Origin of the sequence: Sporosarcina ureae, assembly GCF_029267015.1 — a bacterium.
Taxonomy (GTDB): Bacteria; Bacillota; Bacilli; order Bacillales_A; family Planococcaceae; genus Sporosarcina; species Sporosarcina ureae_D.
In genome coordinates, this window is record NZ_JARIEA010000045.1 from 72926 (window position 1) to 98979 (window position 26054).

Annotated in this window: 24 protein-coding genes; 9 read left to right on the forward strand and 15 right to left on the reverse strand. The window is 40.7% G+C overall.

The annotated features are described in order from the left end of the window. Positions 1-28 precede the first annotated feature (28 nt). Complete coding sequence (locus Q7P97_RS07320; protein ID WP_303968529.1) at positions 29-913, reverse strand: LysR family transcriptional regulator; 885 nt, start codon at positions 911-913, stop codon at positions 29-31. A 111-nt stretch (positions 914-1024) separates the two neighbouring features. Here Q7P97_RS07320 and Q7P97_RS07325 point away from each other — a divergent pair, with 111 nt between their 5' ends. The 3 genes from Q7P97_RS07325 to Q7P97_RS07335 all read left to right on the forward strand — a co-directional run bounded on the left by Q7P97_RS07325 (position 1025) and on the right by Q7P97_RS07335 (position 4103). Further along, positions 1025-2215: a coenzyme F420-0:L-glutamate ligase gene (locus tag Q7P97_RS07325; protein ID WP_303968531.1), complete on the forward strand. Its 1191-nt coding sequence runs from the start codon at positions 1025-1027 to the stop codon at positions 2213-2215. Positions 2216-2342: 127 nt separating this feature from the next. Further along, positions 2343-3155 (forward strand): alpha/beta fold hydrolase, encoded by an 813-nt coding sequence (locus Q7P97_RS07330; protein ID WP_303968533.1) that lies wholly within the window; start codon positions 2343-2345, stop codon positions 3153-3155. A 3-nt stretch (positions 3156-3158) separates the two neighbouring features. Next, positions 3159-4103: a sensor domain-containing diguanylate cyclase gene (locus Q7P97_RS07335; RefSeq protein ID WP_303968535.1), complete on the forward strand. Its 945-nt coding sequence runs from the start codon at positions 3159-3161 to the stop codon at positions 4101-4103. A 47-nt stretch (positions 4104-4150) separates the two neighbouring features. On the opposite strand, the gene Q7P97_RS07340 is transcribed toward Q7P97_RS07335, so the two are convergent. Then, entirely contained in the window at positions 4151-5341 is a 1191-nt protein-coding gene (locus tag Q7P97_RS07340) for an MFS transporter (RefSeq protein ID WP_303968537.1), read from the reverse strand. A 12-nt stretch (positions 5342-5353) separates the two neighbouring features. Then, positions 5354-5773, reverse strand: a complete 420-nt coding sequence (locus tag Q7P97_RS07345; protein WP_303968539.1) for a MarR family winged helix-turn-helix transcriptional regulator — start codon at positions 5771-5773, stop codon at positions 5354-5356. A 159-nt stretch (positions 5774-5932) separates the two neighbouring features. Here Q7P97_RS07345 and Q7P97_RS07350 point away from each other — a divergent pair, with 159 nt between their 5' ends. Beyond that, positions 5933-7192 (forward strand): dicarboxylate/amino acid:cation symporter, encoded by a 1260-nt coding sequence (locus Q7P97_RS07350; protein WP_303968541.1) that lies wholly within the window; start codon positions 5933-5935, stop codon positions 7190-7192. A gap of 110 nt (positions 7193-7302) precedes the next feature. On the opposite strand, the gene Q7P97_RS07355 is transcribed toward Q7P97_RS07350, so the two are convergent. The 4 genes from Q7P97_RS07355 to kynU all read right to left on the reverse strand — a co-directional run bounded on the left by Q7P97_RS07355 (position 7303) and on the right by kynU (position 11726). Then, on the reverse strand, positions 7303-8943 hold the full coding sequence (locus Q7P97_RS07355; protein ID WP_303968543.1) for an S-layer homology domain-containing protein: 1641 nt from the start codon (positions 8941-8943) through the stop codon (positions 7303-7305). Positions 8944-9010: 67 nt separating this feature from the next. Further along, positions 9011-9829, reverse strand: coding sequence for a tryptophan 2,3-dioxygenase (kynA, locus tag Q7P97_RS07360; RefSeq protein WP_303968545.1), 819 nt, complete (start codon positions 9827-9829; stop codon positions 9011-9013). Then, positions 9826-10458, reverse strand: a complete 633-nt coding sequence (kynB, locus tag Q7P97_RS07365; RefSeq protein WP_303968546.1) for an arylformamidase — start codon at positions 10456-10458, stop codon at positions 9826-9828. The genes kynA and kynB overlap by 4 nt, the downstream gene beginning before the upstream one ends. Next, positions 10455-11726 carry a kynureninase gene (gene kynU / locus Q7P97_RS07370; RefSeq protein ID WP_303968548.1) on the reverse strand — a complete coding sequence of 424 codons (1272 nt, stop codon included), beginning with the start codon at positions 11724-11726 and terminating at the stop codon, positions 10455-10457. Before kynU ends, kynB begins: the two co-directional genes overlap by 4 nt. A 123-nt stretch (positions 11727-11849) precedes the next feature. Between kynU and Q7P97_RS07375 the strand changes: the two genes are divergently transcribed. Next, positions 11850-12164 carry an MGMT family protein gene (locus Q7P97_RS07375; protein WP_303968550.1) on the forward strand — a complete coding sequence of 105 codons (315 nt, stop codon included), beginning with the start codon at positions 11850-11852 and terminating at the stop codon, positions 12162-12164. 220 nt (positions 12165-12384) lie between these two features. Here Q7P97_RS07375 and Q7P97_RS07380 read toward each other — a convergent pair whose 3' ends face one another. The 3 genes from Q7P97_RS07380 to Q7P97_RS07390 are packed head-to-tail and all read right to left on the reverse strand — an operon-like array spanning position 12385 to position 14646. Then, positions 12385-13122, reverse strand: coding sequence for an amino acid ABC transporter ATP-binding protein (locus tag Q7P97_RS07380; RefSeq protein ID WP_303968552.1), 738 nt, complete (start codon positions 13120-13122; stop codon positions 12385-12387). Continuing rightward, entirely contained in the window at positions 13119-13835 is a 717-nt protein-coding gene (locus tag Q7P97_RS07385) for an amino acid ABC transporter permease (RefSeq protein WP_303968554.1), read from the reverse strand. The genes Q7P97_RS07380 and Q7P97_RS07385 overlap by 4 nt, the downstream gene beginning before the upstream one ends. Beyond that, positions 13825-14646, reverse strand: coding sequence for an amino acid ABC transporter substrate-binding protein (locus Q7P97_RS07390; protein ID WP_303968556.1), 822 nt, complete (start codon positions 14644-14646; stop codon positions 13825-13827). Before Q7P97_RS07390 ends, Q7P97_RS07385 begins: the two co-directional genes overlap by 11 nt. Before the next feature lie 233 nt (positions 14647-14879). Between Q7P97_RS07390 and Q7P97_RS07395 the strand changes: the two genes are divergently transcribed. Beyond that, entirely contained in the window at positions 14880-16391 is a 1512-nt protein-coding gene (locus Q7P97_RS07395) for an APC family permease (RefSeq protein ID WP_303968558.1), read from the forward strand. A 150-nt stretch (positions 16392-16541) separates the two neighbouring features. Here Q7P97_RS07395 and Q7P97_RS07400 read toward each other — a convergent pair whose 3' ends face one another. Next, on the reverse strand, positions 16542-18038 hold the full coding sequence (locus Q7P97_RS07400) for a DASS family sodium-coupled anion symporter (protein WP_303968560.1): 1497 nt from the start codon (positions 18036-18038) through the stop codon (positions 16542-16544). A 555-nt stretch (positions 18039-18593) separates the two neighbouring features. On the opposite strand from Q7P97_RS07400, the gene nhaC reads away from it, so the two are divergent. Continuing rightward, positions 18594-19973, forward strand: coding sequence for a Na+/H+ antiporter NhaC (nhaC, locus tag Q7P97_RS07405; RefSeq protein ID WP_303968562.1), 1380 nt, complete (start codon positions 18594-18596; stop codon positions 19971-19973). 3 nt (positions 19974-19976) lie between these two features. On the opposite strand, the gene Q7P97_RS07410 is transcribed toward nhaC, so the two are convergent. After that, complete coding sequence (locus Q7P97_RS07410; protein WP_303968564.1) at positions 19977-20927, reverse strand: hypothetical protein; 951 nt, start codon at positions 20925-20927, stop codon at positions 19977-19979. Positions 20928-21044: 117 nt separating this feature from the next. On the opposite strand from Q7P97_RS07410, the gene Q7P97_RS07415 reads away from it, so the two are divergent. Beyond that, positions 21045-21659, forward strand: coding sequence for a DUF421 domain-containing protein (locus Q7P97_RS07415; protein ID WP_303968565.1), 615 nt, complete (start codon positions 21045-21047; stop codon positions 21657-21659). Between the two features lie 409 nt (positions 21660-22068). After that, on the forward strand, positions 22069-22665 hold the full coding sequence (locus Q7P97_RS07420) for an N-acetyltransferase (protein WP_303968567.1): 597 nt from the start codon (positions 22069-22071) through the stop codon (positions 22663-22665). 363 nt (positions 22666-23028) lie between these two features. Here Q7P97_RS07420 and Q7P97_RS07425 read toward each other — a convergent pair whose 3' ends face one another. The 3 genes from Q7P97_RS07425 to Q7P97_RS07435 all read right to left on the reverse strand — a co-directional run bounded on the left by Q7P97_RS07425 (position 23029) and on the right by Q7P97_RS07435 (position 26050). Then, positions 23029-24318 carry a TRAP transporter large permease gene (locus Q7P97_RS07425; RefSeq protein WP_303968570.1) on the reverse strand — a complete coding sequence of 430 codons (1290 nt, stop codon included), beginning with the start codon at positions 24316-24318 and terminating at the stop codon, positions 23029-23031. Beyond that, entirely contained in the window at positions 24315-24887 is a 573-nt protein-coding gene (locus tag Q7P97_RS07430; protein ID WP_303968571.1) for a TRAP transporter small permease, read from the reverse strand. Before Q7P97_RS07430 ends, Q7P97_RS07425 begins: the two co-directional genes overlap by 4 nt. A gap of 152 nt (positions 24888-25039) precedes the next feature. After that, positions 25040-26050, reverse strand: coding sequence for a TRAP transporter substrate-binding protein (locus Q7P97_RS07435; RefSeq protein WP_303968573.1), 1011 nt, complete (start codon positions 26048-26050; stop codon positions 25040-25042). Positions 26051-26054: the final 4 nt, after the last annotated feature.

Below are 26054 nucleotides of genomic sequence, written 5' to 3' on the forward strand. Positions count from 1 at the left end.
TCCCAATCCCAACACCCTGCCATCCTATCTAATTCTTCCCCAATATCCCAATAAACTTCGAAGCGGCTGGTGATAATGACACTCCCTTTAGGTAGCAAACGCCGATGCTACGCTTAGGAATGGGCTCCAAAAAATCTACTTCCTGTAGCGTACCGTGTTCTAGATACTCCGCTGAAAACTCCCTTACGACGCAAGCAATCCCTAAATTAATCTGCGCGAACTCTAGCAATAGCTCATGCGAACCTAACTCGAACTCGGGATAGATCTTGACGCCCTGCTTCAATAAAAAGTCCTCCACATACTGACGCGAATTGGACTTCGGCTCTAGTAAAATCAATGGTAATCTTGAAAGCTCCTGCAACGGTACAGGCTTCATGAACAACTTTTTAAACCTCTCGCCATAAACAAAGATATCCTGCACATCGAAACAAGCGCGTTTTTCCAAAGAATCATCTTCAATTGGAAAATTACAAATCACAATGTCCACTTCACCAGACTTCAGCGCAGCAATCAATTCCAATGTCGTGCCATTAATAATCTTGAAGCGAATACTAGGAAAGTTTGTATGAAAAGCTTCTAGGTAAGGAAGCAGATAATAACGAGAAATCGTGTCCCCTACCCCAATCTTTAATTCGCCCGAAGAAAGGTTCTTCAATTCCTTTAACTTTTCATTGCCTGCCTCGATTAAATTAAGGGCCGAATTGACATACTCATATAGTAACGATCCCTCATCTGTCAGCGTGACACCTTTGGAAGTCCTATTAAACAGACGTGTATCCAATGCTCGCTCCAACTGTGAAATAATCTGGCTGACTGCGGGTTGTGTCATGAAAAGACTTCTTGCCGCTTTTGAAAAACTTTCATTTTGAACGACTGTACGGAATACCTTATACCACTCCAAATTGATAGACATATAACCCCACCTTATATCCCCTATTAAGTATATTAATTTTACTTATACCATGAAAGCACGCTATAATACAAAGAAGAGTGATCAAATAAGTTTCACTAAGGAGCGATTGTTTTGGGAAGAGTTGTAGGAACGGTTGTTAGAGGATTGCGTTGTCCAATCATTAACGAAGGCGACAATATTGAACAGATCGTAGTGGACAGTGTTATAGAAGCATCTGAAAAAGAAAACATTACATTTCAAGATAAAGATATCGTATCTATCACAGAGTCGATTGTAGCGCGTGCACAAGGAAACTATGCAACGATCAGCGATATCGCTAAGGATATTGAAGCGAAATTCGGCGATGATACGATTGGCGTCATTTTCCCTATTCTTAGCCGTAACCGTTTTGGAAACTGCCTACGCGGTATCGCAAAAGGTGCAAAGAAAATCGTCTTGATGCTTAGTTACCCTTCCGATGAAGTCGGTAATCACTTGGTTGAGTTAGATCGTTTAGATGAAAAGGGAGTTAATCCTTGGACTGATGTATTGACTGAAGCAGAGTTCAGAGAGCATTTCGGTGATAACAAACACCCATTCACGGGCGTTGACTATATCGAATACTATAAATCATTGATGGACGAGTTCGGTGTAGAACACGAAGTCATTTTCTCCAATAATGCGAGAACGATTTTAGACTATACAAAAACAGTCCTGACATGCGATATTCATACACGTTTTAGAACAAAGCGTATTTTAGAAGCAAACGGTGCCGAAAAGATTTACAGCCTAGATGACATCTTGGCAACTTCCATTGACGGCAGCGGCTACAATGAAGAGTTCGGTTTACTCGGTGCAAACAAAGCTCAGGAAGACAGTATCAAACTATTTCCACATAGCTGTCAGCCTATAGTAGACAACATCCAAGAAATGCTTAAAGATCGAACTGGAAAACACATTGAAGTAATGGTGTATGGAGACGGTGCATTTAAAGACCCGGTAGGTAAGATTTGGGAACTGGCTGATCCAGTCGTATCACCTGCTTATACGGAAGGCCTTGACGGTATTCCAAATGAAGTGAAACTAAAATACTTGGCTGATAATGATTTCTCTGATTTACGTGGAGAAGAGCTAAAGCAAGCTGTTACTGATTTCATTGAAAAGAAAGATACTAACTTAATGGGATCCATGGCTTCACAAGGAACAACTCCTCGTAAGCTGACAGATTTAATCGGTTCATTATCTGACCTAACTTCAGGTAGCGGCGACAAAGGAACACCTATTGTCTTTATCCAAGGATACTTCGACAACTACACAAATTAAGAAAAAATACCTGTGAGAATACTCACAGGTATTTTTTAGTTTCTTATCTAAATATTATAGTACATTCTATATTCTATGCTACAATGGTAATAATTTGAGTGGTTGCCATCAGAAGGGATTTGGGTGCATGTTAATAGATATCAAGAAAAGAAACGCAGTACATATAACAGGTTCAGGAGAACAAACTATCATGTTTGCACACGGCTTTGGTTGTGATCAGACGGTGTGGAATCAAGTCATACCTGCTTTTGAAGAACATTATCAAGTTGTGACATTTGACTATGTCGGCTCTGGCAAAAGTGATAAAACGGCTTATTCAGCAGAACGCTATGAAACATTGCCTGGCTATGCTTTAGATGTAATAGAAGTGTGTGACGCACTAAAACTAAAAAACATTATCTATGTTGGTCATTCAGTAAGTGGAATGATTGGTGTACTGGCCTCAATCCAAAGACCTGATCTGATGGAGAAACTAATCATGATTGGTCCTTCACCTCACTATTTGAATGAACCTGATTACATTGGTGGTTTTGAACGTGAGGATATTGATGAATTGCTTGATATGATGGAAATGAACTATAAAGAATTCACTAAGTATCTAGCGCCGATTGCGATGAAAAATGAGGACCGTCCACATCTATCTGAAGAATTTGAGTGCATGCTCGATACAAATGATCCGGCTATTGCACGTCGCTTTGCGGAAGCAACATTCATGTCAGACGTTCGTGGGGAATTGTCTAAGGTTACGACAAAAGCGCTTATTTTACAGCCAACCGAAGACTCTATCGTGCCGATTGAAGTAGGTCACTATATCAAAAACCGCATTTCGGGGAGCGAGTTGGTAATCATGAAAGCAAAAGGGCATAATCCACATATCAGTCATCCTGAAGAGACAATTATGGAAATTACACGTTTTATTGAAAAGGACAGGAGCGTATAAATCATGGATGAGCGGTTGAACTTATTGCCTTGCGGATATTTCGTCTTAACAAGTGATTGGGAATTTGTTGAAATGAATAAGACGATGCAAGATATATTGCGCTTGAATAAAATGCCGCGCCATATGCATGATGTGTTAACAGTTCCATCCAGAATATATTTTCAGACCTATTTTGTACCTTCTATTTCTGTACATCACGAAGTACGGGAAATGTATTTAAACTTCAAAGTAGATAAACGAACAGTTCCTGTATTAATGAATGTCAGTGAACGCGATGGACTGTACGAAGGAGTGATCGTGCAGATTAAAGTTCGAGATGAATACGAGAATCAGTTGTTAAAGTCTAAGAAAGAAGCAGAGCGAATTCAGCAACGTACAGATGAAGCTTACAATAAACTACTTGGATTGCTCGAAGAAGTAGAGTACAAGCAACAACAACTTTTGGAGTTAAATGGAGAATTGCAAGAGTTGGCTACTCGCGATGAATTGACTGGACTGTATAATCGTCGCGTGTTTCAAAGAAGTCTCGATGCCGCGATTGATCGTGCAGAACACTACGAGGCGCGCTCATTTTCTTTATTGCTATTTGATATTGACCATTTCAAAACTGTCAACGACACTCATGGCCATCAGGTAGGCGATGATGTATTGAAGGAGCTGGCTTGTAAGCTGGAGAACAGAATTGATTCTCCAGACTTAGTAGCGCGTATTGGTGGAGAAGAGTTTGCCGTACTATTTGACGATCCTAATCATCAAAATAACTGTACAAAGGCAGAAGGTCTTCGCCGCTATATACAGGATTCAGAATGGGTCAATATAGCGATCACTGTCAGTATGGGCATCACAAGTTATCAAGATGGTGATCAATCTAGTCATATTTACGTTAGAGCCGACGATGCTCAGTATACTTCTAAACGTAATGGACGAAATTGCCTAACTTGTTTATGAAAAGACACTACAAAACGAATATTGTAGTGTCTTTTTTATATAATGTATTACCCTTGTCCCACAACAGGACGTCTGCGGGTCCGACTGAATAACATGAAGAACGCTAACGCAATAATGACAACAAGCATGAGTACTAAGTATAGTTCTTGGTAGCCGATGATCGGTACAACTAATCCAAGTATATACGGGCCAAATCCAAAGCCGAAATCGAGAAAGATAAAGAATGTCGATGTAGCCACACCTAAACGCTCAGGCTTCACACCTTGTAAAGCAATCGCTTGTGCACATGATTGGAAGTTACCAAAGCCAAGTCCAATAATGCCCCCTGCAAGAAGTAACATCCACCCTGCACTTGTGGCGCTTAGCAACAGCAATCCTCCAGCAAATAATATGAGTGAAGGATAGACAACGAAATTATTACCCTTTAGATCCAACAGTTTGCCTGTGTACGGTCTTGAGAACAGTACAGCAATGGCATAGACTAAAAAGAAGAAGCTAGCTGTACTTACCAAGTTAATTTCTTCTGCATAAAACGAAATGAATGATAACACACCCGAATATGCTACAGCTGCTAATAACGTAACGAATGCAATAGGTAATGCACGCATCTCCAATAAACCCCGAACGCCAAGTTTCTTCACAGCTTCTGGTAAATCCTTTTTAGGCATAACCGCTGGTGTCTTCTTAACGAAAAAGAACATCGCTCCACAGCAGACACTAACAGCTAAACAAAACATAAAGAGCACATTGAACTCATAATGTTGGCTAAGGAAGATACCGAAGAACGGTCCAATGGCCGTTGCCAGCACTGTGCTTAAACTAAAGTATCCAATCCCTTCACCTCTTCGTGATGGCGGAAGCATTTGAGCCACCATAGTACCTGTTGCGGTAGAAGAAATACCAAGACCTATTCCATGGAAGAACCTGTTGGCCATCAATAACGGTAAGCTCCCAGCACCAAAGTAAAAAGCAGAGGCTAGTATAGTTACAGATAATCCAATCAATAAGATATTTCGACTACCCATCCTTTCTATCAATCCGCCTACTGCCAAACGTGCAATGAGTGTTCCGATGATGAAAATACCTGATACAAGTCCTGCAACACTAGTCGATACACCATATTCTTTTACTGAAAAAGGTGCGATGGTGACAATAAGTAAATACATCACCAGCATCAAAAAGAAATTAATAATAGATATTACGATAAAGTCCTTTGTCCAAATTTTCCTATTCTCCATTCGATCACTCTCTTATTTATGTATATTTTGGTTAGCTAACTTCATAATACGGATGCCTGCTTCTATATCTTCTTGTGTAGCGTCTTCAAGTAAATCCTCGTAAAACACTTCCAAGTCGGCCATCACCTTGATAACCGTAGCTTCCCCTTTTGGCGTTAATACAATCCATTTTTCTCTTCGATCTGTTCCAGGTCGGATCGTTACCATTTCCATTTCCAATAAACGTTGAATGATTTTAGTTACACTCGGCTTCTCCACTTGTTTGCGTACTGCTATTTCCGCGGAAGTCATTTCTCCTTCAAACCACAGTAACTTTAGTATGCCCCACTGCGAATGAAATAGTTGATAGGGAGCCAGTAATGTATTTAAACGATTCAACACAGGACGATAAAACTGAATATATTCAGTGAAAAACTGTTGGGATTTTTTCATATGTTCTTCTCCTTAATTTGTTAGTTAGGTTGACTAACTATTAATTATATTCTAATCTTACTGCTATAAAAAGTAAAGTAATCGAGAGTTAATGAAGATAACTTTCTTACATTTATATGATATGATGAAATAGCATTCTTAGATCAGAAAGTGATCTAATTGAGTAATAAGGATACGAACGGGAGAGTGAACCCTATTTGGAATAAATATAAGAACACGCCTTTTGTGGTTAAAATCACGATTGGATTTATCGCCGGTACATTACTCGGCATCTTTTTTAATGAATATACTACTTTCCTCGAGCCATTTGGGACATTGCTACTAAATTTACTTAGCCTGATTGCGATCCCCGTCATTTTTCTTACAGTCGTCATGGCTGTCAATCAAATGAACTTAGCTCAGCTAGGTAAAATGGGTGGGAAACTTATTCTATACTATGCAGCAACAACTGCCGCAGCGGTATTGATCGGATTAACATTGGCTATGTGGATTAAACCGGGAAATAATTTAACCCTACCTACTGATGCAGTTGTAGAACCTCCAGTTACCCCGGGATTCTCGGAAGTTCTATTGCAAATCGTACCAAAAAACATTTTTGCAGCCTTTACAGCTGGTGATTTGATGGCAATTTTATTTGTTGCAGTCATTATTGGCATGGCCATGTCTTCAATGAAGTTTTCTAAAGATACGAAGCTTGTTGAGATGGGTGATTTGCTTGATCGTTTCTTTAGTGCACTAAATACAATGTTCTATAAAATACTTGATGGCGTCTTACTATACGCACCTATTGGTATTTTTGCTATCAGTGCCACGGCCTTCGGTCAACAAGGCCTGGAAACATTCCTTGGATTACTTTCATTCGTGGGCGTCTTCTATCTAGGCGTATTGATTCTCTGGCTCTTTGTATACAGCGGATTCCTGAAACTGTTTGGAAATCCTGTATTACCGTTTTATCGCAATACGAAGGATGCCTACACAACTGCATTTTTCACTTCAAGTAGTATTGCATCATTACCGATCGCTATTGAATCCGCAAAGAAAGCGGGTGTCTCCGAGAATACAGCGAACTTCGCTCTACCACTTGGTGCAGTATTCAATTCTGACGGCGGTGCATTACGGATGGGTATTTCCATCGTCTTCGCAGCAAATATTACGAATCTGAACTTATCTGTTGGAGACTTGATCACTGTTATTGCAATCGGAACGCTGCTTTCCATCGGGACTGCAGGTGTTCCTGCTGCGGGATTGGTCACGCTATCCGCTGTACTGACCATGTTCGGTCTCCCACTTGAAATCGTGGCATTAATAGCCGGAGTGGATGCATTAATTGGTATGGCGGGTACTGCTTCCAACGTCATGGGAGATATTGTAGGGGCTGCTGTAGTGGATAAGAAAACACCCCGCAAGAAGTTTGCCTAATCAGTACCATTAATTGATGTTCAATTCGTATAGTGTTCTTAAATTAAACAAAGCCAACAGACAAACCTCATTACTAAGGTTTGTCTTTTGGCTTTTTACATTACTACTGTTTATTGTGCAATAGCTTCCATTGAATGAACAATCATCTTCGCAGCATGTGCACGCGTCGTAGGATCATTTGGCATGAACTTGCCATTGTCCCCTGTTGCGATATTCATCTGGTAAAGACCTGCAATGGCCCATTGTGTATCCTTCGAAAACTTTTTGATATCTGTAAATGGTGCAGCAACTGTTGGCGTAAACGGCTTGCCAGTTGCTACTTCATACGCCCGGCTTAGTACTAGTGCTAACTGCGCGCGAGTGATGGGCTGATTTGGCATGAAGTGGCCATTTACTCCACTGACTAAACCATGGTCGTAGGCGGCTTGAATATCCTTCTTTGTGCTGTCAGCATAGTCTGCTAAGTCATTAAATGCCCATTTTGTGCTCTTCGGCTTAAGATTCAATGCACGGACCAAGATAGATGTAGCTTGCGCACGCGTCAACGATTTGTCAGGACGGAATGTATGATCCGCATAACCACTGACAATACCTTTCATCGCGGCCATTTCAATAACATCTTTTGCCCAGTGATTTGTAATATCCGTAAACATCACTGTTGGTTCCACTGGCTCTTTGTCTAGTGTGTATTTAGCGTTCAAGTGTTGCATGCTCTTTTTACCGTTTTGATCAACGGCTTGAACAGAGAAATGATACTCTTTATTTGGCTGTAGATCCGTGATTTCATACGTTACTATAGGTGACATCACTTCACCTACCATTTTGTCGCCATTAAAAATCTGATACGTTGAAATCATTCCCGTATCAATGACCGGTACCCAGTTTAACTCTACTGTCGTCGCATCTTTTGCTGTTACTGTAAATGCGTCTTTAGCAAACCATGAATAGTTCTCCATCAACGATTTGTGGAAAGCTTCCATCACTACTTTGTAGCCTGCTTGACTCAAATGAATATTTTCAGGATTAGGCAAGTACGTATAAGGATCTTCAGCGATCTGCTTTGCCGTCTCTACAAACTGTGCTGTAGTTCCTGTCAGTCCACTTTTTATCGCACTATTCATTGCCATGACCAACTGATCGACCATTGGTTGGTTTTGTGGACTTAAGTAAGGGAATGGGTTGTAATAGCCCATCACATATACTTGTGCGTCAGGATTCAAAGCATATATCTTTGCGAGGATCTGTTGTGTGTTCGAGCCGACCTTCATCATGGCAGCTGTCAGTTCATCTGAATTAAACACCGGTGTCCCCTTATCATCGAACTTGATATTCGGCAATACATCGTTTGCTCCAATAGTTAATGTGATGAGGTTAGTTTCTTTCACCGATTGATGAAGAGTAGCTGTTTGATCGGAGTGTCCCATACCGACAATCGGCTTCGTGACGTCCATCTCAAAATCTCTCAAGACATCGGCCGTTTTATAGCCTGGATATGAAAACCCTTTATTGCTTGCTAGTAATACTTCCTGTTTAGCCAATTTTTCCGCCAAAAGATCCGTATACCCTATACCCAGTTCGTTCGTTGGTGTGACACCCGCTGCCAATGAATCCCCTAGTGCTAAATAATTGATAGGAGAAATCCACGTAGGAGCTTTTTCAGGATCTGCAGCAGACGCTTGTAACGGCATAATAGCAATTTGCAAAACTAGTGCGAATGCCATCACTACATAGCTAATCGACTTCTTCGTCATTATACATACCACCTTTCAACTTTCAGATTATTGTAAATTTAATAATAGTCGCTAGCTTGCCAGTCTGTCAAATTTTAGTCCGTACGTCCCATAGCTCTGGAAAGAATCGGTGATCGAGTACAGATCTCAGATAATGAACACCAGAAGATCCACCCGTCCCTTGCTTGAAGCCAATAATACGCTCTACTGTTTTCATATGTCTAAAGCGCCATTGTTGGTGGCTGTCTTCGATATCGACTAGCTTTTCCGCTAATTGATACAAGTCCCAATAACGATCTACATCGCGATATACTTCAAGCCATGCAGCGGCAACACTTGGGTCTCCTTCATACGTAACAGAAAAATCACGAGTGAGTAATGCAGGATTGATAGCAAAGCCCGCACGTGCGAGTGCTTGAATCGCTACGTCATAAATCCCAGGAGCTTCATACGCTTTCGCTAATCGCTCGGATAGCTCTGAATCTTTTTCATAGATTTTAATAATTTGTGGTTGCCTATAACCTAATGCAAATTCAATCAAACGGTTTTGATAGGATTGGAAGCCTGATGCCTTTCCTAAACTGTCACGGAACTCCATGTACTCGGCGGGTGTCAATGTAGCCAACACATCCCATGCTTGAATAATTTGGGTTTGTACCTTTGAAACACGCGCAAGCATTTTGAACGCTTCAGGCAATTCATCTTGCTGAATCGATTCAATCGCCGTTTCAAGCTCATGTAAAATTAACTTCATCCACAGTTCATTCACCTGATGAATAATGATGAACAACATTTCGTCATGATGACCCGACAGACGCTCCTGACTCGACAGCACTTTGTCCAAATGCAAATACTCACCATACGTCATCGATTCCCTAAAATCCGTATGAATGCCCTTCTCCTTCATGACTCCAACCTCCTGACAACTGCACGGACAGGACTTCCGTCCGCCTCTTCCAATGCTAATGGTAATGCGATCAATTCGTAATGACCTACTTCCAATGAATGCAATACTAGATTCTCGATGATGATGACATTATTACGGTATAACGAATGGTGGCCTAATAATTCTTTACTAGTTTCCGAATCAACGGAAGGTGTATCCACACCAATCAAGCGAATACCACGCTCTTTCAATAATGGTCCGACGTCTTCACCGATCACTGTAAAACCCTGGGGAAACTTCGTTGGTGTCGGATGACTTCCCGTTTTCAATAAAAGACGTTCAGCACCGCCAAAGTTCAGTGGCTCGAGATCAGCGCGCGTTACGCAACTAACGCCTGTCACGTCTACTAGACAAGCCTTACCGATATATAAGTCCACGGGCAACTCCAAAATTCTTAACCCATCATTGTCATAATGAAAAGGAGCATCCGTATGTGTGCCAATATGCGTGCTCATCGTTAATTTTCCAATGTTGACGGAACCGGATTGTTCTTTCGATACCGCTACTTCATAAGAAAAAGGCGTATCTCCTGGCCACTCTGCGATATGCTGATTCAATGGTTGTGTAATATCAATCCACTGATTTGTCATGCAACCACCCCACGTTCATTCGGAAATTCTTTGTATAACTCTTCTTTCATAATCGTTTTAAGGATTTGTACAGCTTTCCACACATCTTCAAATGAATTGTACAATGCAACCGGTGCTAATCGAATACCATCAGGTGCTCTGAAGTCAGGAACTACGCCTTGCGCTTTCAATGCTTGGCAAATTCTTGCGGCCTCGTTATGCTGTAATAATAAATGTCCGCCACGAGAATCATCTAGTGGATTGCCGATACCAAATGAATACTCTTGCAGTTCATTGTCTATACAATCCAGCATAAAACGTGTCAGTGCCAATGACTTCTCGCGGATTTTATCCATTCCAAGTTCCTCAAACATTTCAAGCGAGCCAAGTAAAGGAGCTAGACTCAATACATGCGGAGTGCCGATTTGGTATGCCCCTGCATCTGGTGCTGCGGTCATCGTGTGATCCATATCGAATTGCTTTGTTTTATCTGAGCCGAACCATCCAGCAAGACCTGCCTCTTTGCCGAAATGACGTTCATTGATGAATAGCCCACCTACTGCTCCGGGACCGCCGTTTAAGTGTTTATATGTACACCAAAAAGCGAAATCTACATTCCAGTTATGCAGTTCATGAGTCACCGCACCGATTGAATGGGACAAATCAAATCCGATTACAATTCCTTTTTTCTTCGCTGCCTGCGTAAGCGTTTTCATATCCAACACTTGACCGCTGCGATAGAGGACAGATGGAAGCACAATCAATGCGATGTCATCTGTCATTGCATCCATAATTCGATTTTCATCAAGCGTGAGCCCGTCTTCACTTTTCACACGAACTAGATGCTCTTCCGGATCGAGACCGTGTACTCGAATCTGACTTTGCAGTGCATAAATATCAGATGGGAAGTTTAATTCATCCGCCAATATTTTCGTGCGCTTTCCTGTAGGTCGATAAAAAGTAGAAACCATTTGATGCAAATTCGTCGTAGTAGATCCTGTCGCAATCACTTCCGACTTTTTCCCTCCAACTAACGGCGCCATTCTATCCCCTAGTTGTTCCGCCATGAAATACCATGGATGCTTTCCTTCGGTCCAACCATCAATCCCTAAAGTCTTCCAGGATTCTAGCAATTCAAAAAGTTTTTTCTCTGCACGTGTGGACAGCAAGCCAAGTGAATTTCCGTCCATGTAAATTTTATCTTGCAACAAATAAAATTCCTCCCGGTACGGCGCTAATGAATCTTGTTGATCTAGTGTTTTTGCATATTCAAGTGTATTGGAGCTCATATACATTCTCCTTTCTGTCTGTACATAAATAATACCATAATGCCATTCGATGTCATCTGAATGATGATATGACCTTCACTAAGTTCTATGCTAAACTTTAGTAAAAAGGAGGTTTTCATAGTTATGGAAGCTTTTACTGAACAGGCCGTAGCGATTATTAAAGCGATTCCGCCAGGCCATGTCATGACGTATGGTCAAGTAGCCTCAGAAGCAGGTAATCCTCGTGGCGCAAGACAAATCTCACGTATTTTACATTCCATGAGCGCTAAATATGATCTTCCGTGGCACCGCATCATTAATGCTCAAGGAGGAATTTCCACTCCAGATCATGCAGAAGATAAAGGAAACACACAGCGAGAGCGATTAATTTCGGAAGGCGTTCAATTCAACGAAAACGGACGGATCTCACTTGACAAGCATCGCTGGCATCCTGAATAAAAGCTTTATGAGCGCTCGTAGCTGTTCTATGATCGGTTTCGCGATGTGATAGAGCGACTACGGGCTTTGATAGAGCGGTCACCACGCGTAATAGAGCGCTCGCGGGGAATCTATGATCACTTACGCCATATCTATGAGCATGCACTCAAATTACGCCATCACATATTCTACGAACCAAAAAACGCTTGACTCCCCTTTAGGAGCCAAGCGTTTTCTCTAGTTATACTTGTAATAAACTCAAAAACTTCTTCGTTCGTTGATGTTGCGGATTCGTGAAGATTTCAGCTGGCGCACCACGTTCTACAATGATACCGTCATCAATAAATATCACTTCATCTGCAACCTCTTTAGCGAACCTCATTTCATGTGTGACCACAGCCATCGTCATGCCTTCATGGGCCAAATCCTTCATGACACGAAGTACTTCTCCAACGAGCTCGGGGTCAAGAGCAGAAGTTGGTTCATCGAACAACATAACTTTTGGGTCCATCGCAAGTGCGCGGGCAATGGCCACACGCTGTTGCTGACCGCCAGAGAGTTGGAAGGGATATTTCTTTTTATGATCAGCCAGTCCAACTTTATCTAGCAACGATTCTGCCTTCATAACGGCTTCTTTGTGTGACAACCCTTTAACTGTAGTAAGTCCTTCCGTCACATTGCCCGTTGCCGTCAGATGAGGGAATAGATTATAACTTTGAAATACCATTCCCGTTAGCTGACGAAATGTACTGATCGACTTTTTAGAAACAGAGGAGTTGAAGTCCAATTTTTGACCGTCTATCGAAAGTGTTCCGCCGTTTGGTGTTTCAAGTACATTTAAACAACGTAGCAACGTGGACTTACCAGAGCCAGATGGTCCAATAATAACGACCACTTTCCCCTGTTCTATCTCCAAGTCCACGTTTTTAATAACCTCTAAATTTCCAAATGACTTTTTCAGTCCTTGTATCGAAATCATGATAACCCTCCTGACTTACCGACAACGCGATCCAAACGTTTTTCAATTCTCCCTTGGAATATAGACAGAATGAAACAAATCACCCAGTAGACAAGTGCAGCCATAATATAAACGAATAGGAATTCATAATTCATGGATGCGATTTCCTGGGCTCTTCTGAATGTCTCGGCTACTAAAATCGTCGCGGCAAGTGAAGTATCTTTTACTAATCCTATAAAGGAGTTAGAAAGTGGTGGAACCGATACACGAGCTGCTTGAGGTAAGACAATCTTACGCAAAGCTTGAGAATAATTCATTCCAATCGAATAGGCCGCTTCCCATTGTCCTTTTGGGATAGATAAAATAGCCGCACGAATAATTTCCGATGCATACGCACCGACGTTCAATGAAAATCCTATGACAGCTGATGGGAATGGATCAATTGTGATACCAATCGTCGGCAAACCATAAAAGATAATGAACAACTGTACAAGCAAAGGGGTTCCACGGATAATCGATACATACACCCGCGCTATTGCTTCTAAGAGTTTGTTAGAAGAGATCCTCGCCAAGGCGGTAAAGATGGCGAGGATCAGTCCAATACTAAATGCGATGATTGCCAAAGGAATTGTATACTTAATAGCCCCTTCAATCAAAGGCCCGATGGAAGTTGATGCGATTTCTTGGAATCTCTGTATCCGTTCGGGACTTAGTGCAATCGTGTTAAGATACATCTTCGCCGAACCATTTTTCGGAGATCGTCTTCAATGTACCGTCTTCACGCATCGCATCCAACGCTTTGTTGATTTCTTCTATTAAATCTTCGTTTCCTTGTCTAAATACAAAAGCACTTTCCGATTGATTGTCTTCAGATATTTCTTCTTCCTCAACAATTTTAATTGGAGCATCCGGTTTTTGCTTTAAATAATCGAGTGCAGATAGTTTATCGTTATATGTGCCGTCCACACGTTTGGAGATTACCAAGTCGACGCCTTGATTAAACCCATCGATTTTGATGATTTCTGCGCCATTTGCTTTCGCTAATTGCCCATAGTTACTAGTCAGTGTCTGAGCAGCTTTCTTACCTTCCATACCGTCAAACGCAATATCATCGTCTGCACGCACAACCAATACAGAGTTGGAACGTGTATATGCTTGGGAAAACTCGTACTTCGCTTTGCGCTCTTCATTGATACCGACTTGGTTGGCAATCATATCAAATCGCTTCGCATCCAATCCTGCAAAAACAGCATCCCATTGTGTTTCAAAAAACTTTGCTTCCACGCCTAATCGTTTTGCGATTTCTTGTGTCACTTCCACATCATATCCTGTTAACTTTCCCGATTCATCGTGAAAAGAAAAAGGTGCATAAGTTCCTTCTGTTCCTACATTGAGTACACCGTTTGCGAGAACTTCTTCTAGCAGACCGTCTTGCCCTTCCGATTTTTCAGCGGAGTCATTGGGCTTACTTTCTTCTTTACCACCACAAGCAACTAAAACAGCAGCCAATAAAACGAGCATAAATGGTAAAAGTACTTTTTTCATTTATAAAACCCCACTATTCTTATAAGTATTTGTTGTTTAGAATCATAAAATATTTGATAGACTCTGTCAACATGTAGAGCTTGTAACACTTACTATTACACTATACAGAATTAACTAATAAAACTAAATAATCCGCCTATATGATATTGATATAACAATATCGATTGAACACGTTTTGAATCAATACAGAAAGGGCATACAATCGCTATACTATTAATTAGGGGTTGGATCACATGGATCAAGGATCTGAGAATGCACGAAGGAAATTAAATAAAACATTGAAGCCATCATGGGTGTTTGCCATTGCACTCGGCTCGTCAGTTGGTTGGGGAGCGTTTATCCTACCAGGAGATTGGATTCGGTCTTCAGGACCAATGGGAGCGGTCATCGGGTTAGGAATTGGCGCACTCGTGATGATGATCATCGCTTCAAGTTATGGTGTGATGATTAAAAAGTTTCCGGTTTCCGGAGGCGGATTTACATATGCTTTTATAGCGGCAGGAAAAGTGTGGGCATTTATCTGTGGTTGGTTCTTGTCACTCGGATATATATCTATCGTCGCCTTGAATGCTTCTGCACTTACTTTATTACTTAAGTTTTTAGCACCAGGTTTTATGAAACAAGGATTTCTCTATAGCGTCGCTGGATGGGACGTATACATACCTGAAATCATTATTGCCAGTTTACTCATTCTAGCTTTCGCCTTCATCAACACAACTGGAACAAGTATTTCAGGACAAATTCAATTTTATTTCAGCGTCTTGCTCGTTGCCGGTGTCGTAGTACTCGGTATCTTCACATTCGCTGGGGCCGATCAACCACTTGAGAATTTGCAACCATTGTTTAAAGGTAACCAGTCGATTATCACTTCTATACTTGTAGTATTAGCCATTGCGCCTTGGGCATACGTCGGATTTGATAATGTGCCGCAAGCAGCGGAAGAATTCAATTTCTCACCTCGCAAAGCAACTATGCTAATTATTGCTTCTCTGTTCACTTCATTTTTGATTTATGCAATCATGATTGGTTTGACTAGCTGGACATTCCCTGCATCAGCGAATATAGGAAGCGGTGATTTATGGGCAACAGGAGAAGTTGTTCGTTCTGCACTCGGTATTGGAGGATTAGGTGTTATGGCAGTAGCGATTGTCATGGGAATCTTTACAGGTTTGAATGGATTCTTCATGTCATCAAGCCGCCTATTGTTTTCTATGGCGCGTGCACGTGCATTGCCTAACTTCTTTCGTGAGATGACTAAAAACCAAACACCGAAATGGGGTATTTGGTTCGTGGCTTTAATCACATTGCCGACTCCATGGTTTGGTCGTCAAGCATTGACATGGATCGTAGATATGTCATCAACGGGTGTATCTGTAGCCTACTTCTTCACTTGTCTCGCAGCGTTTAAAGTCTTGGCGTGGGGTAAAGAAGAAATGGGACGCGAGATCGAACCTTTGAAAAAGTTTTTAGCATTACTAGGTATGGTTGCAAGTGCAGCGTTCTTGGCATTGCTACTTGTGCCAACTTCACCTGCAGCACTTACAACACCTTCTTATTTACTATTACTCGCTTGGTCAATTGTCGGTGTGATCTTCTATGTGGTCATCCGCAAGCGCTATAACAGTTTGACACAAGAAGAAACCGAGTATTATGTGTTAGGTAAGTCCATCGAGTCTGAAGTAATGGAAGCCGCAACTGTAGAACCCGATACAGATTTGCCTATTCCAGCACCTACTCGTTCATAGAAGTGTTGTACGTAATAGAACAACCGCCACAGGGCTTTGTCCTGTGGCGGTTGTTTTTGTAAGGGAAGGATTGTGTTGGACGCTAGGCTGCGTTTCATCTACGTAAAAAAGCAGAGACATACTCAGTCTCTGCTTTCATTATGCCTAGTCTTATAAAAGTCCAATCCACTGCCAGTAAGTCGCACTGAGTAACAAGATGAGCAAGTACCCAATGATCGTAAGCGGAACGCCTGTCTTTAGGAAATCCTTTACTGAGAAAGCCCCTGTCCCATATGCCAACATGTTCTGTGGCGCACTGACTGGAAGCAAGAACCCGAAACTGATGACGAACTGTTGAATCAAAACGAATCCGACTTGATTGACATCTAGGGAAATCGTTGTTGCCAATGCAATAAATATCGGGATCAGTGCCGAGGACAAGCTCGTCGCACTGGCAAACCCGAGGTGAATCAAAATATTAAACAGTGATAGCAAAGCAATCGTTGCGAGTAATGGCATAGTATCTAAGCCCATCGCGCCGAACACTTTATCAGACAACCACTGCGCACCTGTTGTATCTAATAATAATGTACCCATTGAAATACCTACTGCGAAAACGACAATCGTTCCCCACGGAATCATTTGCTGAACGGTTTTCCAGTCGAATACACCGATCTTCGGTGTCAGTAATATCGCAATGGCGACAATGGTGACAGTCGTTGTGTCAAATGGATGCAGTTTTTCTTCTGTAGCCCATAAGAAAAGTAAAGCAACTGCAACGACAATTAAGCGTAGTTCGGAAGCTTTGATTTTGCCCAATTCTTTTAATTGGCCCTCAATCAATTCTTTACCACCTTCTACTACTTGTGTTTCTGGCTTAATAACCAATTTCATGATGAAGAATAAAGCAATCGACATCAGAATAGACCATGGAGCTGCATACAAGAACCAAGAACTCCACGCGACCGATACACCAAATTCTTTCTCAATAAATCCGAGTGCCACCATATTCTGTGCAGCACCGGTTTTAATACCGACGTTCCAGATTGAAACGGATTGAACAGCCGTGATGACGAGCAATGCTCCCAATCGACTGTTTGTTGGCAGTCCGAATGCTGCGACCATCCCAAGTAAAATGGGCACGACAGCACCTGCACGTGCCGTTGCACTTGGTACGAAGAACGCCAAGACGATCGATACGACGATGGAACCAAAGATAATAGCACCCGTCTTAACGCCAACTTTCGATAGAATGAAAAGTGCTAATCTTTTATGCAAGTTGGTCGTCTGCATGGCGGTTGCGAGGAACAATGCGGCCGCGACTAATGCGACAGCAGGGCTCGAGAATCCGGCCAATGCCATTCTCAAGGCGTTTTTCGTACCAAGCAGTTCCTCGGGGTTTTCCATATTTGGTGCGAGGCCGAGAAGTACTGCAGCTAAGCCGAGTATCATAGCTGCACTAACAGGATACGGTACGGCTTCCGTCACCCATAAGATTACTGCGAAAGCTAGGATAGCTAGTGCTCTTTGTCCAACAACAGGTAGATCTGCCGGGTTAGGAAGTAAAACGATGGTTATGAGTGCGGCGAATGCCAAGAGTATCCATAATCCCTTTAGATTACGTTTCTGCTTCTCTGGCTGAGGAGCAACTTCTTGTGCAGTTGTCAAAAATACTCATTCCTTTCTATATGTAGTTATTATTTATTATTACCCTAAATATTTCACAACTAACTGCGTTCGCGAAATATGTTGATAAAGGATATGAACATAAAACGACAGGTTACTGTCGCACAGCTCTCTAGTCTAACACAGTGTGCGAACTTCACGCTACATATGCCTTATCCCTACGACTTTTCATCCTTTCACATACGCGTACTCGCTATCCCTAAAACATGTGGTTTGGTTCGGAATACAAGTTTTATACACTAAAAAGACTATTAATAGAAGTTGATCACTTCTCACGACAGCTGAATACTTATAATGCTTTCTATTGCTTTACATTTTCCAGCATGGAGATAATCGGTCTATCCCTCTATTGACTTATTTTTCTGACGTGATAAAATTCAAAACGGTAACTATCTATATATGTAAAGAGCAATCTATTATATAATGAATCCATATCTTCCATGTTTTATTCGCAACAACAAAGAGACAGAGCGGAGTACTCCTTCGTCCTTTAAGAGGATGACAGGAGTTTTTCTACATTTACAGGGGGTCATGAGTATGTTTCCAATTAAGGCGATTCATTCGCCAACCGTTAAAGCGTCGGTCATCCTGACTGTGCTAATCGTGGCGATGATCAGTGCTAGCATCATAGTATTTGATTCTGTACCACATGTTCCTATTTTATTTGCTATTCTTTTATTATTTGGCTACGGATTATGGAAAAAGATTTCTTACAAAGAGTTGGAACGTGGTTTAGTAGAAGGGGCCAGTTCTGGAATGAGCGCGGTGTTCTTGTTCTTCTTCATCGGAGTTCTCGTGAGTAGCTGGATGATGGGTGGTACGATTCCAACCCTGATCTATGCTGGACTCCAAATCATTACGCCAACGTTTTTCTATGCCATCGTGTTCATTGTCACGGCCATTATTGGCTTATCTGTCGGTAGTTCATTGACAACTGTCGCTACGATTGGTGTAGCATTTATCAGTATGGCGCATATTTTAGAGCTTTCTTTACCTATTGCGGCAGGTGCGATTGTCTCGGGCGCATTTTTCGGGGATAAGATGTCACCGTTGTCTGATACGACCAACTTGGCCTCTTCAATTGTCGGTGTAGACTTATTTGAACATATACGCAATATGGGATGGACAACAATTCCCGCGTTCTTCATCTCACTTATTCTATTTGGTGTGTTATCGCCTAATGTAACATCAAGTGATTTTTCTACAATCGAGAAATACAGTGATGCACTAATTGGCACTAACTTAATACATTGGTATACGTTGATTCCTGTAGCCGTGCTGATCATTTTGACATTCGTCAAAGTACCAGCAATTTTGACGCTGGCTGTCAGTGCATTATCTGCTATTATCGTTGCCTATATCCACACATTTTATGGTGCATCTGAAGTATTGAGTATTTTATTTAGTGGCTATGAAGGATCCACAGGCGTCGCAGTCGTGGATGAATTACTGTCTCGCAGTGACGGAATGGAAGGCATGATGTTCACGATATCGCTTGTGTTGCTCGCACTTAGTATGGGCGGCATGCTGTTCACATTAGGAATTGTACAGTGCTTACTTGCGAAAATCGAAAGTGCATTACGTAAAGTGTCGTCAGTTATTTTGACGTCTGCACTTACTGCAATCGGCATCAACGTTTTAATCGGTGAGCAGTATTTATCTATCTTATTAACTGGTCAGGCCTTCCAATCCAGTTATGAGAAGGTCGGATTGGCGAATAAAAACTTGAGCCGTGTAATGGAAGATGCAGGAACGGTCATCAATCCTCTTGTGCCATGGAGCGTAGCAGGGATTTTCATCACAACCGTACTCGATGTGCCAACAATTGCGTACTTACCGTTTGCGTTCTTCTGTTTATTGAGTCCAGTACTGACTGTATTATTCGGCTACTTGGGCAAGACACTGACACGTATTTAACGATTACGACATGATAATATCATCCTGTTGTTGATCAAGCCGCCTTATTTCCTCTTCAGAAGCTGCACGCTTTCTTGTTAGTTGGTCCTGTAGACGCCGGACATCTTGCAGGACTGCATGCAGCTTCTTTTTTGCATCCGTAATACGTGTATGAACCATCCAATCAGAGAAGATGTTATCAAAAAACACATCTGTAAATGTAAAGATGTCATTTTGATTCACTTGGAATGAATCGGTCGCCGCATCTTGAACATCCATAAGCTCCGTTTCGTAATGACGTAGTGCGCGCTGAGCTTGTTGTACCAAATCATCAGAGCTATTGATTTCAGAGTACTTGAGTGCGGAGACGAATATTCCTCCGCCTAAAAAAGTATCCCACATCGATATACCTTCTGCTGAATCTAATTTTTTCATCGCACCATCCAGTGCGCGTTTTGCTTTTTCTCCAGCTTCTAGTGCTTCGTCAATTTCACGCACCATCGCGAATACTCGCACCCGATCGTCCGCTATTTTCTGTAGTGTTTGATTGGCCACTGAATCATTCATACGGATCCACGCCTCTTTTTCTCTCAGTAAATCCTCCCAGTCTTCCACAATGTACATGAAGTCAGGATGTTCTAGCTTCTTTCGTAAGTCTTGCTCTTCTTCTGCCAAGTCTATGACGTTCTTTTCCGCTTCGTTAAACTTCAATTCTGCTTGAGCAGCTTCTTCAATTTCTTTTTTCATTTTTTCATCCCACGTACCTGTCCATTCACTAATTTTATTGGCGAATGAAAATTTACCCAACTTCATAACATCTTGTTGCTCTTTTGTCAGCTGTCGGTGAAGTTGATCACGTGTTTTCTTCATAGCAAGTAGTTTTTCACTTGTCTGTTCCAAACGTTTGATCAGTCGTCTATGATTCATTCTTTTTTCTTGTAAAGTATATTGTCTTTCGTGAATATCTTGTCTCATATTCATCACTCCTTTATTGTTATACGGAGATACATTGAATAAGGATTCACAATCTTCACACATACTCTGTAGAGATTTTCTCATACTAAAGAAAACTTCCGAGAAGGTGTGTGTATAATGGATTTCGATTCAACTTGGAAAGCGGTACTCATTATCGTGACGGGAATAGTCCTTTTGCATATTTCCGGACGCAAGTCGATATCGCAAATGACGATTGGTCAAACCGTATTGATGATTGCGGTTGGTACATTATTAATTCAACCCGTAGCGAGTAAAAATTTATGGCAAACTCTTTTGCTTTCATTTATTTTAGTACTGACACTTTTTTCATTTGAACTATTGGCATTGAAGTGGAATTTTTTCGAAGGGATTTTACGGGGAAGATCAAAAGTCGTAATTGAAAATGGAATTCTTAAAGTATCTACCATGAAAAAACTCCGCTTAACTGTGGATGAATTAGAAATGCATTTACGGCAAAATAGTATCGAAAGAATTGACGATGTAAAATGGGCGACGATCGAAATGAGTGGACAGCTCGGCTATGTTTTAATCAACCGCAAGCAATACGCAACAAAAGAAGATATTGCAAGACTTCAGCTGACGTTAGAAGAAATGAGCAGACAACTGAATCTCGATCACCCCATTTCCCTAGAGACCAAGCCGATCATTGAGAGTTCCAATCTATTTACAGAAATAGAACACCCCACTTCCGTGCCAAAATTCCTTGAATAAAAGTTTAATGAGCGAGTTAACGGGGGAAGTTACTTATAACAACTCCAAAACCGAGAGGAAGAAAAGCATATGATTAGAGTAATTAAAAAGTTAGTAAAATGGGGAATGGTGTTATATCCTGTAGTAAAAACAGTAATGAACGAAAAGAAAAAGAAAGAGGCTTATTCAGGCGCTAAAGGGCGTAGATAAAGCACAAACCTACCAGAAGGAAGATCTAAATCTTTCATCTGGTTTTTTTATTATAATAAAAAAGTTAAATTTATTTATAAAAAACGGTTTATTTTCTCCCGTAAAAGAGTATACTAAGATAAGAGGATTTTTTTCTGACCACTTTTTTCCTCACTATTGTTTGAACCCCAAACAAAAAGCTCCTGGTACACTAGATTACCTACGGAGGAGAATTTAACACATGCATTGGTACAACAAATTAAAAGAGTATTTTCCGATTGAAGAGATGAAGTCACAGGAACATATGGAGACATTACTGAATGACAAGGGCAATGTCTACTATAAAGAGGAAGGTCCGAAGCACGTATTAATGTACGTCGAGACAGAAGACTTCGTTTTCGTTGACTATCTTTTCGTATCTTCAGCCGCACGTGGTGAAGGGTTAGGAAAAAAACTATTGGATTCGTTGAAAACCAAGAACAAACCTATTTTACTGGAAGTTGAACCAGTAGACGAATCAGAACCAGATACTGAGAAACGACTGAAGTTCTATGCACGTGAAGACTTCACGCACGCACGGAATATTGGTTATAACCGTCGTTCATTGGCAACTGGTGAACAAACAATCCTCGAAATTCTATACTGGGCACCCCCGCAGTCTTCAAAAGCGGATGAACAAGAAGTATTCAGCGCGATGAAAACAACCTACGAAGAAATTCACACCTACAAAGACCAAGATTTCTATGGAGATTCATACGATCCGACTGACAAGGTTCTTCAATATCAAGCAAAACCAAAAAAGAATATTTTAGAAGCTTTCACAACAGTGAGCGTGTGATGAGAAGCCGGTCTTTCATAGACCGGCTTTTTTGTATAATTTTTTGTTCAACTTTCCTTGTTAAAATTACTGCCTTAAAACAATAAAAAGTAAGTGACATCAGAATATTCTCAGATGTCACTTGCTTATATAAACTTATTCTATTTTCGTTAATAGAATCAAACTGTACATTCTACGCACAAAAGCTGTAAAACTGTAGTAACTAGAGCTTTCATATAGATTAGCACAACTAATAGATCAATTAACCCCATACTACTAACACTCAGTTCAAATATACTTCTTAATCTATACTTGGAAATACGTATTCCCATTACCAAGTCAGATATCAATATGACCTAATTTAGCTGCTTATATCATATTAAGTTACACTGGCACGCCTAAGAACTTTGGAATGAATAAAGTTATTTGTGGTAAAAACGTCACTAATAACAAGACTACAATCATGACTAGAATCCATGGCATAATTGCCCTGGCCAATAGATCAAACTTTATACCACTTACTTGACTAGCCATAAAGAGATTAGCACCAACAGGTGGTGTTATAAATCCAATAGCTAAGTTTAAGATCATAATTAAACCAAAATGAGTAGGATTTACACCAATAGCTGTTACAACCGGTAACAAAACTGGCACCAAAATGATAATTGCTGCGTTCGTCTCCATAAATGTACCTACAATTAAAAGCAATACATTTATAGCCAACAAAATCATAATTTCATTCGAAGTTAGATCTAAAATAAAATTAGCAATAGTCGTTGGCACTTGAGTTATCGTTAATATTTTGCCGAATCCTGATGACATTCCAATAATTATTAACACAGCCGCACATAGCATACTAGCGTTAAATGCAATAAACGGTAATTCCTTAATCTTAATCTCTTTGTAAATGAATGTACTTACTAAGATTCCATACACACAGGCAACCGCCGCTGCTTCCGTTGGTGTAAAGACTCCTCCGTATATTCCTCCTAAAATAATGACAGGAATCAATAATGCTGGAATAGCATCTAAAAATATTTTCACTACATCCATTAATGTGTATTTTACAGAATCCCCTTTATAACCATTACGATTTGAAATAAATAACGTAAATATGATCAATGCTAATCCCACTAGAAGACCGGGTCCAATTCCTGCACTAAACATACCCGTAACAGAAACACCCGCAGCTACAGCATAAATAATCATCGTGATACTAGGCGGAATTAAAGTTCCTACCGTTCCTGCTGTTGCGACCAATGCCCCTGCGAATGCTTTATCATAATTCTTCGCAACCATCGCCGGAATCATCATTGTTCCAATAGCTGCTACTGTAGCAGATCCTGTACCTGAAATTGCTGCAAAGAATAGTGATGCTACTATTGCAACGATACCTAAACCGCCGGTAAATCGTCCAAAAAACACACTGGTAAGATTCAGTAGCCTTTTGGAGATTCCTCCCCTGCCCATTATATCTCCTGCAAATGTGAATAATGGAACAGCCATCAATGGAAACGAATTCAGACCCTGAATCATTGTTTGCGTAAATGCTTCCACACTAATTGGGTTTTGTACCAATATTGTAACCAAAGCAGATAATCCCAATGAAACGGCAATCGGTAAGGAGAGTAGTAAGAATAAAATGAATGAACCGAACAGTAATAGTGTTGTCATATCTTCTCCTCCAGCTTCTCCGTCATTGCGTTAGTTAGAATGTTATTATTTTCACTGTGTATACCACCTATATTTTCGAAAATATCAATCGACGAGTTAAAGTGTTTAAACTTCCATACAAGTCCCTGAATTAATCTGATAAACATTAGTGCAAATCCAATAAGTCCAGCGCCATATACGATATTCATGGAAATGTCTATCGTTACCGCCTTATCCTTGAACAAGATAACAGATTGGCATATCTTCCATGCTGACCAGAATATGATTCCTGAAAATAGTAGAAATAATATATCCACAAAAATCATGACAATCTTTCGTGTTTTTGTTTTCAATCTATCCAGTAAAAAAGTGATTTTAATATGACTTTGCCTTCTTGTTGTGTATGAGAAGCTAAAATACATTAACCATATAAATATAAATCTCGATATTTCTTCAGCGCCTGCTATTCCCGTATTGAAAACAAATCTAAGTATCACTTGTAGGGTAACTAACCCCATCATGAGATAGAATAAGATCGTGATCAAAATAGGTTCAAAATTATTGTCAACCCATGAGATAGTCTTTTTCATATGTACAACTCCTCGCTATTAATTAAATTACGTTCCAAATAAACTTTGGGTTTAACCTTTTTATATCTTTGAATTCATTATATTCATAGGTCATATAATTAAAAATAACTATGATGACATCTATCATACTCTTTAGTCATCATAGTCATCATTTATCTATTGGCTTCGACTTCTTCCATAACCATGTCATACAAATCTTTCCCTGTCTGATCAATGATATCTTTGCTAATTGCTTCATTCATGATTTTACCCATTTTTTGTCTCTCGCCCATTGATAATTCATTCACTTCAACACCTAAACCAGGTAACTCTTCTAACATTTCTTCCTCATTCTTAGCCATTAATTCACGTTCTTTGTCAATAGCTGCCGCTACTTCACTTTCTAACAAGCTACGATCTTCATCCGAAAGCTTTCCCAAGAATTCCGTATTAATATACCAAGGATAATTCGTATAAATATGTTTTGTTAATGTATAGTATTCTTGTGCTTCATAGAACTTTTCAGTGTAAAAACTTGTAGTTGCGCTCTCTTGCCCATCAATCAAGTTTTGTTGTAGTGAAGTAAAGAGCTCAGACCAAGACAAATTCGTCAAAGAAACACCAAGAGGTTCCCAAGCCTTAATTTGAATAGGATTATATCCTCTGATTTTCAATCCTTTAAGATCCTCTACTTTCTCAACTGGTCTTTTACTATTAGAGAAATTACGGAAGCCCATCTCCATGTACCCTAATCCGGTTATCCCCATACTTTCAAGTGGTTTTAAAGTTTCTTGACCTGCTTTCCCATCAAGTACACGGCGTGCATGTTCTGCATCATCAAACAAGAAGAAACTTTCCCATATAGCTAACTCGGGTGTTGTTTGTGTGAAATGTGTAGACGCACCTAATCCCATGGTTGCATCTCCACGGCGGACTTGCTCCAACAACTCTGTCGCGTTCCCTAACTGAGACGCTGGGAACACTTGTACATCAAACTTTCCATCTGACTTTTCTTCAAGTGACTTTTCAAATTCTAATAATGCATCTTGAACAGGATGCTGCACTCCACTATCATGTCCTACGCGAATAACAATTTTATCATCGCCTGATTCACCGCAAGCTATTAATAACACACTTGCAAGTCCAATAGTTAACAAACCTTTAAGTTTTCCAAGTTTGAACATAATC

Bases quoted from the DNA above. Each gene is read 5' to 3' on its own strand.
- Q7P97_RS07320 (WP_303968529.1), bottom strand. From the start codon at position 913: ATGTCTATCAATTTGGAGTGGTATAAGGTATTCCGTACAGTCGTTCAA.
- Q7P97_RS07330 (WP_303968533.1), top strand. From the start codon at position 2,343: ATGTTAATAGATATCAAGAAAAGAAACGCAGTACATATAACAGGTTCA.
- Q7P97_RS07335 (WP_303968535.1), top strand. From the start codon at position 3,159: ATGGATGAGCGGTTGAACTTATTGCCTTGCGGATATTTCGTCTTAACA.
- Q7P97_RS07340 (WP_303968537.1), bottom strand. From the start codon at position 5,341: ATGGAGAATAGGAAAATTTGGACAAAGGACTTTATCGTAATATCTATT.
- Q7P97_RS07345 (WP_303968539.1), bottom strand. From the start codon at position 5,773: ATGAAAAAATCCCAACAGTTTTTCACTGAATATATTCAGTTTTATCGT.
- Q7P97_RS07355 (WP_303968543.1), bottom strand. From the start codon at position 8,943: ATGACGAAGAAGTCGATTAGCTATGTAGTGATGGCATTCGCACTAGTT.
- kynA (WP_303968545.1), bottom strand. From the start codon at position 9,829: ATGAAGGAGAAGGGCATTCATACGGATTTTAGGGAATCGATGACGTAT.
- kynB (WP_303968546.1), bottom strand. From the start codon at position 10,458: ATGACAAATCAGTGGATTGATATTACACAACCATTGAATCAGCATATC.
- kynU (WP_303968548.1), bottom strand. From the start codon at position 11,726: ATGAGCTCCAATACACTTGAATATGCAAAAACACTAGATCAACAAGAT.
- Q7P97_RS07375 (WP_303968550.1), top strand. From the start codon at position 11,850: ATGGAAGCTTTTACTGAACAGGCCGTAGCGATTATTAAAGCGATTCCG.
- Q7P97_RS07380 (WP_303968552.1), bottom strand. From the start codon at position 13,122: ATGATTTCGATACAAGGACTGAAAAAGTCATTTGGAAATTTAGAGGTT.
- Q7P97_RS07385 (WP_303968554.1), bottom strand. From the start codon at position 13,835: ATGTATCTTAACACGATTGCACTAAGTCCCGAACGGATACAGAGATTC.
- Q7P97_RS07390 (WP_303968556.1), bottom strand. From the start codon at position 14,646: ATGAAAAAAGTACTTTTACCATTTATGCTCGTTTTATTGGCTGCTGTT.
- Q7P97_RS07395 (WP_303968558.1), top strand. From the start codon at position 14,880: ATGGATCAAGGATCTGAGAATGCACGAAGGAAATTAAATAAAACATTG.
- nhaC (WP_303968562.1), top strand. From the start codon at position 18,594: ATGTTTCCAATTAAGGCGATTCATTCGCCAACCGTTAAAGCGTCGGTC.
- Q7P97_RS07410 (WP_303968564.1), bottom strand. From the start codon at position 20,927: ATGAGACAAGATATTCACGAAAGACAATATACTTTACAAGAAAAAAGA.
- Q7P97_RS07415 (WP_303968565.1), top strand. From the start codon at position 21,045: ATGGATTTCGATTCAACTTGGAAAGCGGTACTCATTATCGTGACGGGA.
- Q7P97_RS07420 (WP_303968567.1), top strand. From the start codon at position 22,069: ATGCATTGGTACAACAAATTAAAAGAGTATTTTCCGATTGAAGAGATG.
- Q7P97_RS07425 (WP_303968570.1), bottom strand. From the start codon at position 24,318: ATGACAACACTATTACTGTTCGGTTCATTCATTTTATTCTTACTACTC.
- Q7P97_RS07430 (WP_303968571.1), bottom strand. From the start codon at position 24,887: ATGAAAAAGACTATCTCATGGGTTGACAATAATTTTGAACCTATTTTG.
- Q7P97_RS07435 (WP_303968573.1), bottom strand. From the start codon at position 26,050: ATGTTCAAACTTGGAAAACTTAAAGGTTTGTTAACTATTGGACTTGCA.